General features: G+C 71.4%; 6 protein-coding genes. 3 read left to right on the top strand and 3 right to left on the bottom strand.

What is annotated here, in order from left to right; translation table 11 throughout:
- Nucleotides 1-170 precede the first annotated feature (170 nt).
- From AB0J04_RS41730 to AB0J04_RS41720, 3 genes are all read right to left on the bottom strand, one after another.
- Nucleotides 171-1,346 carry a VCBS repeat-containing protein gene (locus tag AB0J04_RS41730; protein ID WP_363173923.1) on the bottom strand — a complete coding sequence of 392 codons (1,176 nt, stop codon included), beginning with the start codon at nt 1,344-1,346 and terminating at the stop codon, nt 171-173.
- Nucleotides 1,347-1,520: 174 nt separating this feature from the next.
- Nucleotides 1,521-3,383, bottom strand: coding sequence for a hypothetical protein (locus AB0J04_RS41725; RefSeq protein ID WP_363173922.1), 1,863 nt, complete (start codon nt 3,381-3,383; stop codon nt 1,521-1,523).
- A gap of 189 nt (nt 3,384-3,572) precedes the next feature.
- The gene (locus AB0J04_RS41720; RefSeq protein ID WP_363173921.1) at nt 3,573-7,532 is read right to left on the bottom strand and encodes a LamG domain-containing protein; all 3,960 of its coding nucleotides are present in this window, start codon (nt 7,530-7,532) and stop codon (nt 3,573-3,575) included.
- Nucleotides 7,533-7,831: 299 nt separating this feature from the next.
- Between AB0J04_RS41720 and AB0J04_RS41715 the strand changes: the two genes are divergently transcribed.
- Genes AB0J04_RS41715 through AB0J04_RS41705 form a run of 3 tightly spaced genes read left to right on the top strand, consistent with a single transcriptional unit; the run spans nt 7,832 to nt 17,296 of the window.
- On the top strand, nt 7,832-16,450 hold the full coding sequence (locus AB0J04_RS41715; protein ID WP_363173920.1) for a polymorphic toxin-type HINT domain-containing protein: 8,619 nt from the start codon (nt 7,832-7,834) through the stop codon (nt 16,448-16,450).
- Nucleotides 16,447-17,088: a hypothetical protein gene (locus tag AB0J04_RS41710; RefSeq protein ID WP_363173919.1), complete on the top strand. Its 642-nt coding sequence runs from the start codon at nt 16,447-16,449 to the stop codon at nt 17,086-17,088. Before AB0J04_RS41715 ends, AB0J04_RS41710 begins: the two co-directional genes overlap by 4 nt.
- A 4-nt stretch (nt 17,089-17,092) precedes the next feature.
- Nucleotides 17,093-17,296 (top strand): hypothetical protein, encoded by a 204-nt coding sequence (locus tag AB0J04_RS41705; RefSeq protein ID WP_363173918.1) that lies wholly within the window; start codon nt 17,093-17,095, stop codon nt 17,294-17,296.
- The last annotated feature ends 91 nt before the right edge of the window (nt 17,297-17,387 follow it).

Raw genomic sequence — 17,387 nt, 5'->3', positions numbered from 1 at the left:
CTCAACCTCTCCCCACACCCAGCGACCAACGGCCCTGAGCCTGACACAGGCCGAAGCCCCAACGCGAGCCCCAACGATTAACACCAGTCACCTAGGCCCGTCCGGCCCCGGAGCGGATGGCCGGCTGTGCCTCCACCGGGCCGCCGCGCGGTGGAGGCGCCGGTGGTTTCTCAGCCGCAGGAGCCGGTGAAGACGTCCACCTGGTCGCTGTTGCTGCTCGCCACCACCAGGTCCTGCGTGCCGTCGGACGTCAGGTCGGCGGCCGAGGCCTCGTAGGCGCCGTCGGCCGTCAACTCGGTCAGTTCGGTCAGAGCGCCGCCCGACGTGCCCTGGAAGACGCTGACCGAACTCCCCTTGAGGGAGGAGACGAGGATGTCCGTCACGTCGTCGCCGTCCACGTCGGCGGCTCCCACGGCCACCGGCAGGGCGGACGTGGTGTAGGCGACGGAGTCGTCGAACGTGCCGTCGCCGTTGCCCGCGAACACCTCCAGGGTGTTGGAGCCGTTGCTGACGGTGGCCAGGTCGGTCTCGCCGTCGCCGTCGAAGTCGCCCTGGGCGATGGAGTAGAGGCGGGCGACGCTGGCGTACTCGGTGACGGCGCCGAAGGTTCCGTCGCCGTTGCCGAGGGCCACGCTGACGCCGCCTGCGGTGGCGACGCCGGCGGTGGCGATGTCCAGGTCGCCGTCGTCGTCGAAGTCGGTGAGGACCAGGCCGTGCGGCCGGGTCACGGTCACCGCCTCGACGTCGACGGTGAACGCGCCCTCGCCGTCGCCCGTCAGGAGGCTGACGCCGCCGCCCTGTTCCTCGGCCACCGCGAGGTCGAGGTCGCCGTCCCCGTCGAGGTCGCCCGGGACGAGGGAGCGGGCGCCCGCGCCCACGGTGTACTGGGTGGCGGTGCCGAAGGCGCCCGCACCGGTGCCGGGCAGAACGCTGACCGTGCCGCCGGTGAAGTCGGCGGTGGCGATGTCCGGGTTGCCGTCGTCGTCGAAGTCGGCGATGACGGACTGGTAGGGCTGGTCGCCCACCGGGTATTCGGCGGCCGTGCCGAAGGTGCCGTCGCCGTTGCCCAGCAGGACGGAGAGCGAGTCGCCGTCGTTGTCGGCCGCCACGACGTCCGCGTTGCCGTCGCCGTCCAGGTCGCCGGTCACCACGTGGCGCGGGTTGTCGCCCACGTCGAGGGAGGCGGCCGACCGGGTGAAGGTGAGGGCGGACGAGCAGGCGGTGGTCTGTGCCGCGAGCGATCCGGTCGCCGACGCCAGGGCCGCGACGCTCGTGCCGATGGCCAAAGCGCCGGCCGTGCCGAGGACCAGAACGCGACGGGCCTTGCGTTTCCTGTGGTTGTTCATGAGAGCGAGCCCCTTCGCTGCCAGTGGTGAGATTGTCATGCACCTGTCTGGAAATTAGGGGCTTCTGCTGTGATTCACGTGTAAAACGGCCATGGTTTCGCACTCAAAGCGCGGAGGGCCGGAGTGTCGAGGGGCCGGAGTGTCGAGGCGTCGGCGCGTCGAGGCGTCGAGGCGTCAGAGCGTCAGCGTGATCGCGCCCGTGTGGACGCCGCCCGGCGCGACGGGGGTCGGCGTCCCGTCCACCGTCATCGTCACGGCGGAGCCGTCCGGGGCGGTCACCGCCGAGTCCGCGTCGAGAGTCAGGGCGCTGAGGTGCGACGTGCCGGTCACCGTCCACGTGGAACCGCCGGTCAGGGTGACGAGGACGCCGTTGTTGACGACCGGCCGGACGGTGTTGGTGACATGGCCCAGCTCGGTGTACTCGGCCGAGCCGATGGAGTCGACGGCGTGCCGGGAGACGGAGGCGGACAGGACGCCCTCGACGGTCGACCCGTCGAAGGTCAGCGCCAGGTTCTGCCCGCTGCGGCGCGCGTTGTAGAAGTCGCCCCGGACGGCGATGGCGGTGAAGGACGCCGTGGTGTCGGCGTCGTGCACCCGCGTCACGTCGAAGCCGTCGTCGCGGACCGGGTCGTCGGTGGGCTCGGTGTACACGCCGTTGAGGGAGCCGGGGTTGTCGGTCTCCATCACCTGGAGGACGACGCCGTTGCCGGGCGTGATCCCGGCGCCCTGGGAGCCGTCGACCGTGACGGTGGCGCGGACGGCCTTGACGAGGAAGGCGGTGTGGCGGGTGGTGAGCGCCGTGGAGCCGTCGATGCGCAGGGTCCCGGCGCCGTGCCACAGCACGCCGAAACCGCGTGACGCGATCCGCGTGCCCTGTGCCGGGAGGGCGGCCAGTTCGGCGTCCGAGAGGCCGAGGGCGAGTTCGGCGTCGAGGGCCGCGACCGCCTCCGCCGTGCTGTCGCCGTAGTGCACCGTGGCGTCGGAGGCGCCGATGATCGTCGCGTACGTGCCCGCGTCGATCTCACAGCCCAGGATGCGCTCCACGACGTTCCCGTCCGCGAAGGTTCCGTATCCCTCGTCGCCCAGGTTGGCGATCCGGCAGTTGACGGCCGTGGCCTTCGAGTTCGACGTCGAGTCCACGGAGAAGGCGCCCCAGGTCTCGGACTCGACGGTGGAGGAGAGATAGGTGGCCGTCGTGTTCGCGCCCAGCAGGTTGGTGGCCCGCACGTTGCCGGAGATGCCCAGCCGCCAGGGCGCGACCAGCATGTTCGCGCCGCCCGCGGGGACGTAGTCGGCCGGCAGGATCCCGTTCAGGCAGCGGACGGTGGAGTTCTTGACCAGGAGGGCGCTGCCGTCCGCGGCGACGACGCCGCTGCGGACCACGCCCTTGTTGGTGATGGTCACGCCGTCCAGGACCAGGGTCGTGCCCGCACCGGTCCCGACCACGGCGGTGCCGTCACCGATGAAGTCGCAGCGCCCGTTGCCGGTGAAGGCGATCTCCGAGGCGCGCAGCGCGTACGCGCCGCCGCCTGCCGCGTACACCCCGTTGAAGGCCTCGCCGTTCGAGACGATGCCGACCCCGTTCGCCTCGACGTCCGTCACCCGGCCCCCGGTCACCGCCGACAGCGCCGACCTGGCCGTGACGATCCCGGCGGCGCCGACGTAGAGGGCTTGCCGGATCGGGAAGGTCACGTTGGCGAACGTCGCCGTGTTCTGCTCGGCCACCGTGAGCACGATGTCGCCCTCGTACGAGCCGGGCGCGAGCGTCGTGCCGGTGGCCGGCGTCGCCGTCAGCACCGAGCCGGTCTCGACGCCGTCGACGGTCATCGTCAGGCTGTAGCCGTCCGGTACGGCGAGCGTGCCGCCCTCGGCGATCGACAGGGCGGTCAGCCTGGTCGTCGCGCTCAGCAGGTAGGTCTCGCCGGCGCCGACGGAGAGCGTGTCGTCGCTCGACGCGGCGGCTCGGGCGGGCACGGCGGGTGACGCGAGGGCCGCAGCCCCGAGGGCGAGGGCCCGCACGCGGGCTCGCATGGTCATGGACCTCATGGACCTCATGGACCTCATGGACAACCAACTCCCTGAGTGTCGGCAGGCGTGATCGGCGTGGTCGGCGTGACTGCTGGGGCAGCACTACCTTCCTAGTGTCGACACTAGGGAGCGGTCAATGGTCAGTACGGGGAATTCAGCCTCGACTGTCGACAGTGTCGGCTGAACTCCCCCTCATTGTCAGTCGAGTTGGGTCACCTTCGGGACGTCGCCCGAGGCCGACGCGTCGGCCGGGGGCAGGGCGGCGGGGTAGAGGCGGACGCCGCTGACGGCCCCGTTGGTGTACTCGCCGTAGGCGCCGGAGGCCTGCTTGCGGCCGATCTGGAGCGGGCCGGTGGCGTTCCAGGGGGTGTAGGTCCAGTCCCGGGTGCCGGTGAGCTTGCCGTCGACGTACAGGCGCAGCTCCTTGGCGGTGGCGTCGTAGACGCCGACCAGATGGGTCCACCGGCCGGTGGCGGCCTTGCTGCCGTAGACGGCCCGCCAGACGGCGCCGGTGGCGTCGGTGCTGTGCCGGCCGAAGGCCCAGACCTGCGCGCCGGAGGAGTAGTACAGCTGGAACCCGTTGTTGACGGCGCCGTTCTGCGAGACGAACGTGCTGTTGGTGCCGGTGAGGGAGTTGAGCTTCACCCAGGCCGAGACGGTGAAGCTCTTGGAGGTGTCCACGGCGGACGCGGTGGTCGCGGCGTACCCGGTGGTGCCGGTCAGGCTGACGGAGTTGCCGCGGGTGGCGTCCGTCGTCCAGGAGTAGGCGCCGGACAGCGTGGCGGTGAGGGTGCCGGTGCTGTCGGCCGTGGTCGTCCCGGAGCCCTCGGCGAGCTTCCACCAGTGGGTGGCGGTGTCGGAGACCGAGCCCAGGGAGACCGGGGCGGCGAAGTCGTAGGCGGGCGGGGAGACGAGTATCGGGCTCTGGCGGTAGTTGTACTCGGTGAGCTGGCCGAAGGCGTCCACCGCGTACAGGTCGGGCATGCCGTCCGGGCCGCCGGCGTTCGTCGCGCCCAGCTGGACCGGGCTGTTGATGTCACCGGGTGAGGCGATGCGCGGGTAGACGGTCGGCGACAGCGTGAGCCCCAGGCTGGTGTGCGTGGTGGGGTGGAGCAGGGCCGGGACGAGGGTCGTCGCGTCCACCGTGATCGGGTAGCTGTACAGGCTGCCCGTCGCGTTGTCCCGGGACCACAGGACCGGGCTGCCCTTGAAGGTGCCGGCGGCGATCAGGGTCTGTCCGCTCCAGTCGCCGTCGCCGAGCAGGACCGGGTTCTTCAGGTGCTGGCCGCCGTCGGACTGGTAGATCCACAGCTCCTTGTTCTCGACGGTGATGACGGCCGGATAGCCGTTGGTGTTGCCGAAGACGTTGCCGGGCGCGATGAGCTGGCTGACGTTCCAGGTCTGGCTGTTGTAGTCGGTGGTCCGGCAACGGCTGTCGTCGGCCACGATGTCGGCCGGCGCGCAGGCGTCCTTGGCGACGACGTCGAACCGCCGACCGATGAAACCGCCGTACGTGGAGTACGGGGACCTCGGGAAGGACGCGTCGTCGACCGGGTCCTGGTCGTTCTTGACGATGTACAGCTTGCCGCTCTTGTACGCGAACAGGTCGTCGACGTCCGCGCCGTGCAGGTTGCCGCGGTGGGCGACGAGGTAGGTGTTCCAGCCGGTGCCGTCGGGCGAGTCGGCGGCGGTGGCCACGGTGACCGGGCCGGTGACCGCGGGCGCGGCGCCGGTGACCGGGCCGCTCTGCGCCGGGTCGGCCGGCTGCGCCGGGTCGAGGTTGCCGGGGATCAGGTCGAGGTCGCCGGTCTTGGTGGTGGCGAGCAGGTCGGGCACGCCGTCGCCGGAGATGTCACCGGGCTTGACCGGGGTGGCCGGGTCCCACGGGACGGTGAAGGTGTAGCCGGAGGGGGCGGCGGAGATGTTGCCGGCCTTGTCGACGCCGGCCACGTACAGGGTGTGCACGCCCCAGTCGCGGATCGGCACGGGAATGGTCGCGGTGGCCCGGCCCTGGCTGTCGGTGCCGGTGAGCGCGGCGCTCTCCCCGTCGGCGGCGGTGGGCGGCGAGTCGAGCTGCCACAGGAACGAGTCCATGCCGCTGGACGTGCAGGGGCCCGGAACGCAGCTGGTGTCGGCGGCGGGGCTGTCGGCGCCGGCCACGGTGAAGTCGGTGGTCCTGCCCGGACCGGCGTAGGCCGGCGGGACGGTGCGCTCGGTGCCCACCGGCGGGAAGGCGGAGTTGCCGGTCACCTCCGGCGTCGGCGGGGCGGTGAAGTCGGTGGAGAACCAGCAGTGGTCGGAGATCGGGGACTTCAGGTCGGAGGTCGAGTCGTCCTCCGCGTAGACGTCCCAGCCGTACTGGTGGCCGTCCTTGAGGGTGGCGCCGATCTTGACCGCCGCGTCGGTGCCCGAGTCGAGGAAGGCGCTGGCCGGGGTCGACACGTTGGCCCCGCTGCCGTCGCCGTCGGGATCGACCGTGCGGTCCCAGACGTGGTAGTGCGCCTTGACGTTCTCGCCGGACATCTGGGTGGTGACGGTCGAGTGCAGGGTGATGTTGCTGCCGGCGTCCGAGTAGGTGGTGGCGCCGATCCAGCCCGTGCCGTTCGTGGTGCAGGCGGCCGAGGCGCCGGCGGCGGCCGGGGTGATGTGCAGGCTCGTCGGCACGGCGGGCGGGATGTCGAAGCGGGTGGTGAGGGTCAGGGTCGTCGACATGCGCAGGTAGTCGTCGTTGCCGGAGGTCTGCGACTCGTTGCCGTACAGGCCGATGGTCCAGGTGTTGGCGCCGTCGCCGAAGGTGCCGTCGGCGTCGTAGCCGTCGCCGTCCGCGTCGGCGATCTTCTGCGCCTGGTCGGTGACGTGGAAGGTGGCGGTGCTGTTGCTGCACGAGCTGCCCGAGTTGGCGCCGCTGGGCACGGTGTCGGTGACCGGCGGGAAGGCGGTGTCGTGCACGCCGGGCCGGGACAGCCAGTCGGTGCTGGAGGAGATCGCGTTGGTGGTGTGCAGCGTCAGCGGCTGGTCGTGGCTGCAGTCGTAGCTGGCCGCGTAGGTGGTGGAGATCTTCACGAAGGCGTCGTAGACGACGAACGCCGGGTGCAGCCCACCGGTGTTGATCGCCCAGTACGAGCGCTCCAGGCCGACCCCGCAGGCGCCGCCCCACTGCTGGTAGCCCACGCCCTGGCCGTTGGTCTGCGCCTTGTCGTACTGCGGCGCGTCGTCGCAGGTCGAGCTGGAGTAGACCTCGGTGTAGTGGCCGGCGGTGGAGGAGACCGGGTTGGTGTACGGGTCGATGTACACCGGGTACGCGGTGTCCGGGTCGGTGAGCATGCCGGCGTCCGGGGTCAGCGTCAGCGCCTTGCCGGTGGCGGTCATGGCGACCGGCTCGGTGTCCGCGCCGGGGCCGGGGCCGTCCACGGACGAGACGAGACCGGTGGCCGGGCCGGGCGTCGGGGAGGCGGCGGGCGTGGCGCCGGAGTCCCACATCAGCGGCTGGGGGCTGGTGTAGGCCAGGTCGCCGTCGGTCGCGGTGGCGCTCACGCCGTCGGAGTCGGTGGTGGCCAGGGTGAGACCGTGGGTGGCGGTGGCCAGGGTGAGCTTCTTCAGCTCCGGATTCGCGGCGGCCTCGGCGTCGTGGACGACCAGGACGTCGCTGAACCCGCCCTGGTCGGTGACGGACACCGACAGGTCGACGCCGGGCAGCACCGAGGAGTACAGCGCGGTGTCGCCGTCGACGCTCGGCTTCGGCAGCGTGAACGGCAGGGTCAGGGCCATGCTCGGCCCGTCGGCGTGGGTCAGGGTGACCAGTGGGCCGTCGCCGCCGCCGGAGAGCGTGACCCCGTTCGGGGTGGCCGTGGGCGTGAAGCCGCCGTGGCCGTCGGCGACCAGGCCGGCGTCGACCGGGGTCCACTCGCCGTCCTTGAGGACGCGGGCCGGCAGCACGCTGGTGGTGTTGGAGAAGGTGCCGTCCGGCAGCGCCTCGGTGGTGGAGACCTCCGTGGTCAACGCGTCGACCGGGACGGACTTCCCGGTGGACTTCGCCTGTGCCTGCGCGGCGAGCAGCGGATCGGCCGGGGTGGACGAGAAGTCGTCGGCGGCGGCGGGGAGGACCGGGAGGACCGTCAGCAGACCGAGGGCGGCCGCGAACAGGGCGAGTCGGCGCACCGGAGCGGTGCGTCTTTGGCCGGTTCGTATCGGTGATCCGGAGGGGCTGGGAGCTCTCAACACCTGGCGGGCTTCCTTCGATCGCTGGCATCGGGGTGGGGGAAGCCCGGTAGCCACAGGGCAGTGATCAATTTCGGTACAGAAACTACACACGCTCTGCCAAGTTGAAGCACGGTCTTTTCACGGAATTGGCAAAGGGTATTGAGCCGCGATCATGGCCGCATTTAGCTTCCGCTCGATCACTCACACGTGTGCGGTGACGAAATGACGGCCGCTCAGGGCCGATTCCGGGGGTTCGTGTGAGTGGCAGACGGCGCTGGTTCGCGGGTGTATGGCATCGAAGATTCCTTGGCGGACTTGGCCTTTGGGCCATTCCGGTCGCCCTCTTCGCGCTGCTCCTGCCGATCGCGACAGCCACCGGCGTCGGCACCCCGGGCTTCCTCGCCGGCCACTCGGACGACCCCGACTTCGGGCACCACGGCGGCTTCACGTTCGACGGCACGGTGTGGAACCCGAAGGACCCCAAGAGCGTCGACACCACCCGGGCCGTGGGCGCGCACACCCTGACGCGGAAGACCCCAGCGCACCCCAAGGGCTACCGGCCGTTGGGCGCCTACACCGCGGACGCCCCGCAGTGGCCGAAGGCGGGCACGGCCACCGTCGACCTGCCGGCCGCGGGCGCGACCGGGCCGGTCAAGGCGGGTGCGCTGCCGGTCTGGGTGGCCTCCGCCGACGCCGCGCACACCGTCCCCGGGGTCCGCGTCCAGACCGCGTCCCACGACCGGACGCTCAAGGCCGGCGCCAACGGCATGCTGCTCGGCCTCACCCCGAGCGGCACCGCGGCCGGCACCGCGGCCGGCACGACCGCCGCAGGCAGTCGCGTGCAGGTCGTCATCGACTACGCCGCGATCGCCAAGGCGTACGGCGGCGGCTACGGTTCACGGCTCCAGGTGGTCCAGCTGCCGGGCTGTGCGCTGACGACGCCGGAACGCGCGGAGTGCCAGAAGCGCACCCCGGTGAAGTTCACCAACCGCGCCGCCGCCGACCAGCTGACGGCGACCGTCACCCTGAACTCGGCACCCGCGACCGGTACCGCCTCCGCCCCCGAGCCGGAGCAGCAGGACGACGACACGGGCGGCGGCGCGACGACCATGTCCGTCCGCACCGAGCCCCTCTCGGCGGTCACCGCCGCCGACACCACCGCGCTGGCCGTCACCTCCGGAGCCTCCGGCTCCCAGGGCGACTTCGGCGCGACCAGCCTCTCCGCGGCCGGCACCTGGCAGGCCTCCGCCACCGGCTCCTTCACCTACGCCTACCCGGTCTCCGTGCCCGCCGCGATCGGCGGCAACGCCCCCGACGTGGGCCTCAGTTACGACTCCCAGTCGGTGGACGGCGAGACCACCGCCCGCAACTCCCAGTCCTCCTGGGTCGGCGACGGCTGGAGCTACCAGGTCGGCTCCGTGGAGCGGAGCTACCGCGGCTGCGGCTCGCTCCTCGACTCCGACGACAAGAAGATCCTGAAGGGCTCGGGCGACGAGTGCTGGGGCGGCGACAACGCCACGCTCTCCTTCGGCTCGCACTCCGGCGTGCTGGTGTCCGACGGCGTCGACTCGAGCGTCGCCGGCGAGATCAGGCAGTGGCGGCTCCAGGGCGACGACGGCACCCTCGTCCAGGAGCTGTCCGGCGCCGACAACGGCCTCCACGACGGCGTCTACTACCGGGTCCTGACCACGGACGGCACCGCCGCCTACTTCGGCGCCGACCACGCGCCGACCGGCTCCGGCACCGAGGCGACCATGCCCGCGAGCCCCGCCGACGACTCCACGCACTCCGCCTGGGGCGTCCCGGTGCTGCACCCCCGCTCCTCGGACCCCTGCTACACCAGCGCCAAGGGCAAGGCCTCCCAGTGCGACAAGCCGGAGGGCTGGCGCTGGAACCTCGACTTCGTCGTGTCGCCGACCGGGTTCGTGCAGCGTTACGACTACACGACCGAGTCGAACTACTACGACCTCGGCGGCGGCCAGGCGGCCGAGAGCGACGACCCCGACGACACCGGCACCCTGACCTCGTACACCCGCGGCGGCGCGCTCACCCTGATCTCGTACGGCTACACCCTCGCGGACGAGAAGGCGGGGCGGACCCCCGCGGCCCAGGTGGACTTCGGCCTCGCCCAGCGCTGCCAGACCACCTCCTCCTTCACCGACTGCTCGGCCGGCAACCTCAAGGACTCCACCGCCACCCACTGGCCGGACGTCCCCTGGGACCTGCACTGCGACTCGACGGACAAGACCAAGCTCCCGGACGGGGCCACCACGGTCCCCGCCGACGTGTGCGTCACCTCCGGCCCCAGCTTCTGGACCACGACCCGGCTGGACTCCATCACCACCAAGGTCCATGTGAAGGCGACCGACCAGCTCACCGCGGTCGACTCCTACCAGCTGGGCCAGGTCTACTCGGACGCGGGCGGCACCGTCGACCCGGTCACCGGCACCTCGGTGGACCCGAAGGACGCCGGGATGCTCCAGGCCGTGATGTGGCTCCAGTCCGTCAGGCACACGGGCAAGGACACCTACGAAAACGGCGACAGCGATATCGCGCTGAACCAGGTCTCGTTCACCGGAACCGAGATCGACAACCGGGTGAACGACGATTCACCGTCGGCCCCGCCGTTGTACCGGCCGCGGATATCGAGCGTGCAGACCGAGACCGGTGAGTCGATCGCCGTCGAATACGACGCGGCGCCCTGCGCGGGCAGAACGCTGTCCATGGCGCAGGCCGACAGCAACACCAATTCCTGCTATCCCGTGTACTGGACCGTCCCCGGCGCCTCGAAGCCCATCGCGGACTGGTTCAACAAGGTCACCGTGAACAGCGTGGCCGTGTCCGACCTGACGATCGCCGGCCAGTACAAGCCGGACGCCCAGAACAACCCGGCGGGCTCCGAGACCCAGATCTCCCGCTACAGCTACTCCGGCCCCGCCTGGCACCGCGACGACTCCGCGCTGACCGACGACCAGTACCGCACCTGGGACCAGTTCCGCGGCTTCCGCACCGTCACCGTGCAGACCGGACAGGCCCCCGAGCCCGTCACCCAGCAGACCACCACCTACCTCCAGGGCATGGACGGCGACTACAAGGCCGACGGCACCCGCCGCTCCGTCACCGTCGACGCCAAGGTGGGCGGGAGCACCGTCCTGAGCGTCACCGACGCCGATCCGCTGGCCGGCACCACCCTCCAGGACGACACCTACACCGAGGCCGGCGGCACCGTCGACGCCAGCAGCGTGAACGGCCCGTTCACCTTCACGACCACCGCCTCCGCCGACCAGACCCCCTGGACGGACTGGACGCAGGAGGACAACCCCGGCGACACCGAGCCCGCCCTGTCCACCCTCCCCGACGTCGCCGCGCACCGGATCAGGACCAGCAGCTCCCGCGAGTACGAGCGCCTGGCGAGCGGCAGCTGGCGGCACACGACGACCGACACCGCGTACGACGCCCAGGGCCGCCTCTCCACCGTCAACGGCCACGGCGACGGCACGGACCCGAACCAGGAGAAGTGCGCGACCACGACGTACGCGACGCCGCCCGCGTCGAACACGATGATGCTGTCCTACACGAACCGGGTCACCTCGACCGTCGGCGCCTGCGGCACCGCGCTCGGCGCGAGCAGCCTGCTGACGGACCAGAAGATCTACTACGCGGGCGACGGCACCCTCACCGGCCTGGGCGCCTTCGGATCGGTCACCGCCGACGGCCAGGTCACCGGCACCCAGACCGCCACCGGCTTCACCGGCAGCACGGAGAACTGGCAGACGACGTCCGCCACGGCCTACGACGGCGCCGGCCGCGTCACCGACGCCTACGACGCCACCGGGCAGAAGACCCACACCGACTTCGACCCGGACTGGAGCAGCTCCGGCGACAACACCAACGCCACCGCCAAGGCCTCCGTCAACAGCCAGGGCTGGACGGTCAGTTCCACCCTGGACGCGCTGCGCGGGCTGCCGCTGGAGAGCGTCGACGCCAACGGCCGCAAGACCGACATGACGTACGACGCGCTCGGCCGGCGCACCGCCGTGTGGCTGCCCGGCCGGGACAAGTCCGCCGGACAGAGCGCCGACGAAACCTTCGCCTACGCGATCAACCCCGGCGCGGTCCCCGCCCCCGGCGACACGATCACCCAGCCCGGCGCGCCGACCTCGGTCACCACGAAGACACTCCGCGAGGACGGCACGTACGCCACCGCGATCTCGATCTACGACGGCATGCTCCAGCCGCGGCAGACCCAGTCCACCGCGATGGGCGACTCCAACTCCGGCCGGATCATCTCCGACACCTTCTACGACTCGCACGGCTGGCAGACCGCGTCCTACTCGGCCTACTCCGAGCCGAACGACTTCCCCTCGACCACGCTGTACGCGGCGAACGAGAACCAGATCCCCTCCGAGACCACCACGACCTACGACGGCCAGGGCCGCCCGCTGCGCGGGACCCTCTGGCACCAGGCCGTCGAGCAGTGGCACAGCTCCAGCGCCTACCCGGGCGCGGACGAGGTCGACACCACCGCCCCGGCCGGCGGCCGCTCCACCGCGACCTTCACCGACGCCGTCGGCCGCACCACCAGCACGGTGGTGAAGAACACCGGCTCCACGGTCACCCTCCCGGGCGGCTCGGTGATCCCCTCCGGCACCTCGCTGACCTCGGACAGCGTCCGCCTGACCATGCAGGCCGACGGCAACCTGGTGCTCTCCGCGCTGGCCACCGGCAAGACGATCTGGTCCTCCGCCACCAGCGGCCACCCGGGCGCCTGGGCGAAGTTCGGCACCGACGGCAACCTCGTCGTCTACAGCACGGCAGTCGCCCAACTGTGGACGACCGGCCTGACCGCCACCACGGGCGCGACCTTCCAGGTGCGGGGCGACTCCACCGTGGCCGTCGTCGCCTCCGGCGGCTCCACCGTGCTGTGGAAGCAGGGCACCGCGAACGCCGTCCCGGCCGCCGACGCCACCACCCACTACACCTACACCGCGGCCGGCCAGATCGACTCGATCAAGGACAACGCGGGCAACGCCTGGTCGTACACCTACAACGCGCTCGGCCAGAAGACGTCCCAGACCGACCCGGACGCCGGAAAGACCACGTTCGACAAGTACGACCTGGCCGGCAACCTGCTCCAGACCACCGACGCGCGCGGCCAGGTGCTGTCCTACGCCTACGACTGGGACAACCGCCCCACCGCCGAGTACTCCGGCGTCTGGTCCGCGGCCCCGGACCAGACCAAGCTGCTCGCGTCCCATGAGTACGACACGCTGGAGAAGGGCTACCAGACCTCCGCGACCCGCTATGTCGGCGGCGCGACGGGCAAGGCCTACAAGCAGGCCGTCACCGGCTACAACACCGCCTACCAGCCGCTGGGCACCACCCTGACGATACCGGCCGCCGAGGGCTTCGCCGCCGCCGGCCAGTCCGCCGCGCCCGCCTCCGGCACGGTCACCTACACCTCCACCTCCCGCTACACCCCGAACGTCGGCCTGCTCTCCACCCAGCACTACCAGGCGGACGGCAACCTGCCCGCCGAGGACATCGACTACGGCTACACCCAGCAGGGCAACCTCGACGGCATCGGCGGCTTCATCAGCTCCGCCAACACCCCCGCCTACGTCGACGCCACCGTCCACGACGCGTTCGGGCGCGTGCTGCAGACCAACTACGGGCCCACCGGCAAGGAACTGGCGACCTTCGCCCAGTACGACGCCACCACCGGCCGCGTCACCCAGGCCAGCAGCATGCTCCAGACGTCGACCACCGCCCTGGACGTCGTCAACCTCCGCTACGACCAGGCCGGCGAGCTCACCGCGATCGACGACCTGCAGAACAACACCACGCACGACACCCAGTGCTTCACCTACGACTCCTTCGAGCGGCTGACCGCCGCCTGGACGGACACCGCCGGGATCACCGACCCGGCCGCCGCGACGGTGGGCGCGGTGGGCGGCTGCACGACGGCCAGGGTCCAGACGACCGCCGCCTCCCCGATCAAGACGACGACCGTCGGCGGCCCGGCCCCCTACTGGCAGACCTATACCTACGACCAGCTCGGCGACCGCACCGGCATGGTCGGCCACGACACCACCGGCAACGCCCTCAACGACACCACCCAGGCCATCGCCTACACCGGCACCGACGGCACGACGACCGCCACGCTCCCCGACCAGGCGGGCACGGCCACCATCGGCAACCCCGGCACCGGCACGGCGAGCATCGCCGCCGCCTACACCGACCCGTCCTACGCCAACGTCAACGCGGGCGACACCATCAGCCGGAAGGTCACCACCACCGGCCCGCTGACCAACGCCTTCACGCTCTCCGGCGGCGCCAAGAAGTGCGTCGAGGACGCGGGCGGCTCCACCACCGCCGGCGCCAAGGTGCAGATCAACGCGTGCAGCGGGGCCACCAGCCAGAAGTGGACGATCGGCACCGACGGCACCGTGAAGGTCCTCGGCCTGTGCCTGGACACCACCGGCAACGCGACCAGCGCGGGCACCCTCGTCGTCATCGACACCTGCAAGACCGACGCCACCCAGAAGTGGAAGGTCACCACTGCCGGCACACTGGTCAGCAACGCCAACAGCGCGGTCTGCCTCACCGACCCCGGCGCCTCCGCCACCAACGCCACCCAGCTGACCATCGCCACGTGCGGCGGCAGCGGCCAGACCTGGACCGGCGCCCCCACCGGCGCGATCCCGGCCGGCCAGAGCCAGACCTTCGCCTACGACGCCGAGGGCCGCACCGCCACCGTCGCCACGACCTCCGGCACCCACACAAACACCAGCAAGTACCTGTACGACGCCCAGGGCGACCTGCTGGAGCAGACCGCCGCCGTCGACGGCGCCGACAAGACCCGCGTCCTCTACCTCTTCGGCGGCGCCGAGCAGATCACCCTCAACGTCTCCGCGAAGACCTGGACCGGACTGCGCGACATCACCGGCCCGGACGGCACCACCGTCGCCCGTTCCAGCAGCGGCACGGTCAGCTACGAGATCGCCAACGGTCAGGGCACGGCCGTCACCGCCGTCGACGCCTCGTCGCTGGCCGTCACCCGCCGCGCCTACGACCCGTGGGGCAACCCGCGCGGCGCCAAGCCGAGTTCCTGGGTGGCCGCGGACGAGAACGCGGGCTTCCTCGGCCGGCCCACCGACGCCACCACGGGCCTCAACCTCCTGGGCGCCCGCGACTACGACCCCGTCACGGGACGCTTCCTCACCCCCGACCCGGTCTTCGAGCCCGGCGACCCCAACCAGATGGGCGGCTACACCTACGCGGGCGACAACCCGGCCAGCTCGGCGGACCCGAGCGGGCTGATGCTGGTCGCCGACGGCGGCGGTGGCTGCGGCTCCGCCTGCCAGGCCGCGGCCGCCAAGCCGGACACCAGCACCTCCAGCGGCAAGAAGAAGCACCACAGCAGCGGAGGCTGCCACGGCTTCTTCGGCTGCGCCGGGCACTACTTCAAGAAGGCGCTGCCCGTCGTCGCGACCGTCGTCACGGTCGTGGTCGTGGTGGTCGCCGTCGCGGTGGTCGTCTCCGCCTGCGCCGGAACCGTGGTCGCCGCCCCCGCCTGCGTCCTGGGCGCGGCCGAGGGCGCCGGAATGGTCGGCGGCATGTTCGGCGGCGACTGCGCGGCGATGGGCTGCGCCGGCGGCGGCGGATTCGCCGCGGAGGAAGGGGACTCACCCCCTGCGGGCGGCGGAACCGACGCGGCCCCCAAGGCCGCCGCGGAACCCGCCCCGCACGATGCCACCGGCAGCTCCGGAGGCTCCGGCGACGCCGCGGCCGACGCGAGCGCGGGCAAGCAGTCCGCGAAGGACGCGGCCGGCGAGAACGCAGCCAAGCCCAAGAAGTCCGACGTCCAGCACGACGCGGCGGCCTCACGGAAGGCGGGGGCGTCCTCGGACGACCCCGGCACCGGCGACTCGGGCACCGAGGAGGGCGGCCAGTGCAGCTTCTCCCCGGACACGCCCGTCCTCATGGCCGACGGCAAGGCCAAGGCGATCGGCGAGATCAAGACCGGTGACAAGGTCGAGTCCGCCGACGCGAAGACCGGCGAGCACGCCGGCGCCCGCGAGGTCGTGGCGACGCTGGTCCACCGGGACAAGGACCTGATCGACGTCACGGTGAGCCTCGGCCACGGCCGCACGGCGACCCTGCACACGACCTCGAAGCACCCCTTCTGGGACGCGACCCTGCATACCTGGGTCCCCGCGGGGAAGCTGGCGGCGGGCCACGCCCTCACCACGGAGGACGGCCACCAGGTCCTCATCGCCGGGGTGCGGGCGACGCCCGGCGCGGCCCAGCGCTACAACCTGACGGTCCGCGAGCTGCACACGTACTACGTGGTCGCGGGCGGGGTGCCGGTGCTGGTCCACAACGCCTGCGGGAAGGCGGGTCACTCGAAGCTCTGCTACTGCGACGCCGGAGGTTCGCCGCGTGGGATCGAGCCATCGGCCGGCGACACGGTGGTACTGGGTGTCGAGAGCGTCGGCGAGCCGCTCGCCCGGCGCGTGGGCGGCATGACGTTCAACAACAAAGACACCTACTCGTACAAGCATTCGGACGCCAAGGACGCCCTCCCGCAATGGGCGGACGAGGTCAACGCGGCCCTGAGCAACCCGGACATTCACATCGCCATCGATCTGGGCGCCCTGTCCGAAGACGAATCCGACCCCATAGCGGTGTTCGAGGCCGCGGTGGCCAACGGGCGCGCCGCGAAGGGCCCGGAGGACGTCCGCGGCACCGAATGGGAGATGTGGCGGGTCTTCTACCACGTGATCATCAACGAGTCCCGCCCCTGGTCGGGTATCACTTGGTACATGCGCGGCACGGACGTCACCGAAGAGATGAAGGACTACGCACCATGACGGGCTCTCCCGAAGCCGAGTTCGGCGCCGAGCTCGTCGCGGCACTCAACGCCGAGCTCGGCGCGGATTCTCCGCACCTGTTCACGACGTCGCGGGTACGCCCCGCCGGCGGCTCCGTCTCCCTCGCCGACGGCCGGTCACGGGTCTCCGTGCTCTCCAGCGGCGACACCTACCTCCTCACGTTCCTTCGGGAGGACCGGCGGTGGGCGCACGGAGCCACCCAGGACATGCGCCTGCTGGCCCCGGCGGCCCGCGCGTGGCTCGCCGGCACCGGGCTGGAGGAGATGGCCGCGCGCTGGCCCTTCGTGGAGTTCTCGGAACTCCAACTCGCCTACGAGCGTGGCGACGCGTTGGAGACGCAGTGGCGGCTCGTCCGTCAAGGCGGCTCGGATCCGTACCGTGAGGTGGTCGAGCTGGCCGCCGAGAACCCGACGGTCAGCAGGTTCTTTCCCGCCTTGGGGCACAACTTCCTGGTCCAGCCCGGCCCGTTCGACTCCAGGATCCTGGCTTCGGTGGCCGTCCAGACCCCCGGTCGGTTCCGGCTCTGGACGCCCCACGCCGAGGAGCCCCTCGCCGAGGGAGACGCGACCTCGGTGATCGCCGCGCTCGCGGAACTACTGAACAGCCTGGAGGGCTGACGCCATGCAGTATCTGATCATCGGCCTCGTCGGAGTGCTCGCCGGAATCCGGGCGCTGGCGCTGCGGCGCAAGCAGCTGAGCGCGGCCGGCGGGCCGTCCGCCCAGCTGATCCTGCGGCCCGCGTTCCTGGCCGTTCTCGCCGGCGTCGCCATCGTCGGCGGGGCCTTCCTGCTGGCCGGCGGCGTCATGGCCCTGGCAGCGGGCTAGGGGGCTTCTGATGGATCTCCGTGGGAGAAGGAGCGGCGTTCGGTGCGTGCTCTCGCCCGGTGCGGCGAGAGTGCGTGCCGGGCGTCGCGAC

It is taken from the genome of Streptomyces sp. NPDC050263 (assembly GCF_040655955.1).
Lineage (GTDB): Bacteria > Actinomycetota > Actinomycetes > Streptomycetales > Streptomycetaceae > Streptomyces.
This window is presented reverse-complemented; position numbering and strand designations above follow the sequence as displayed.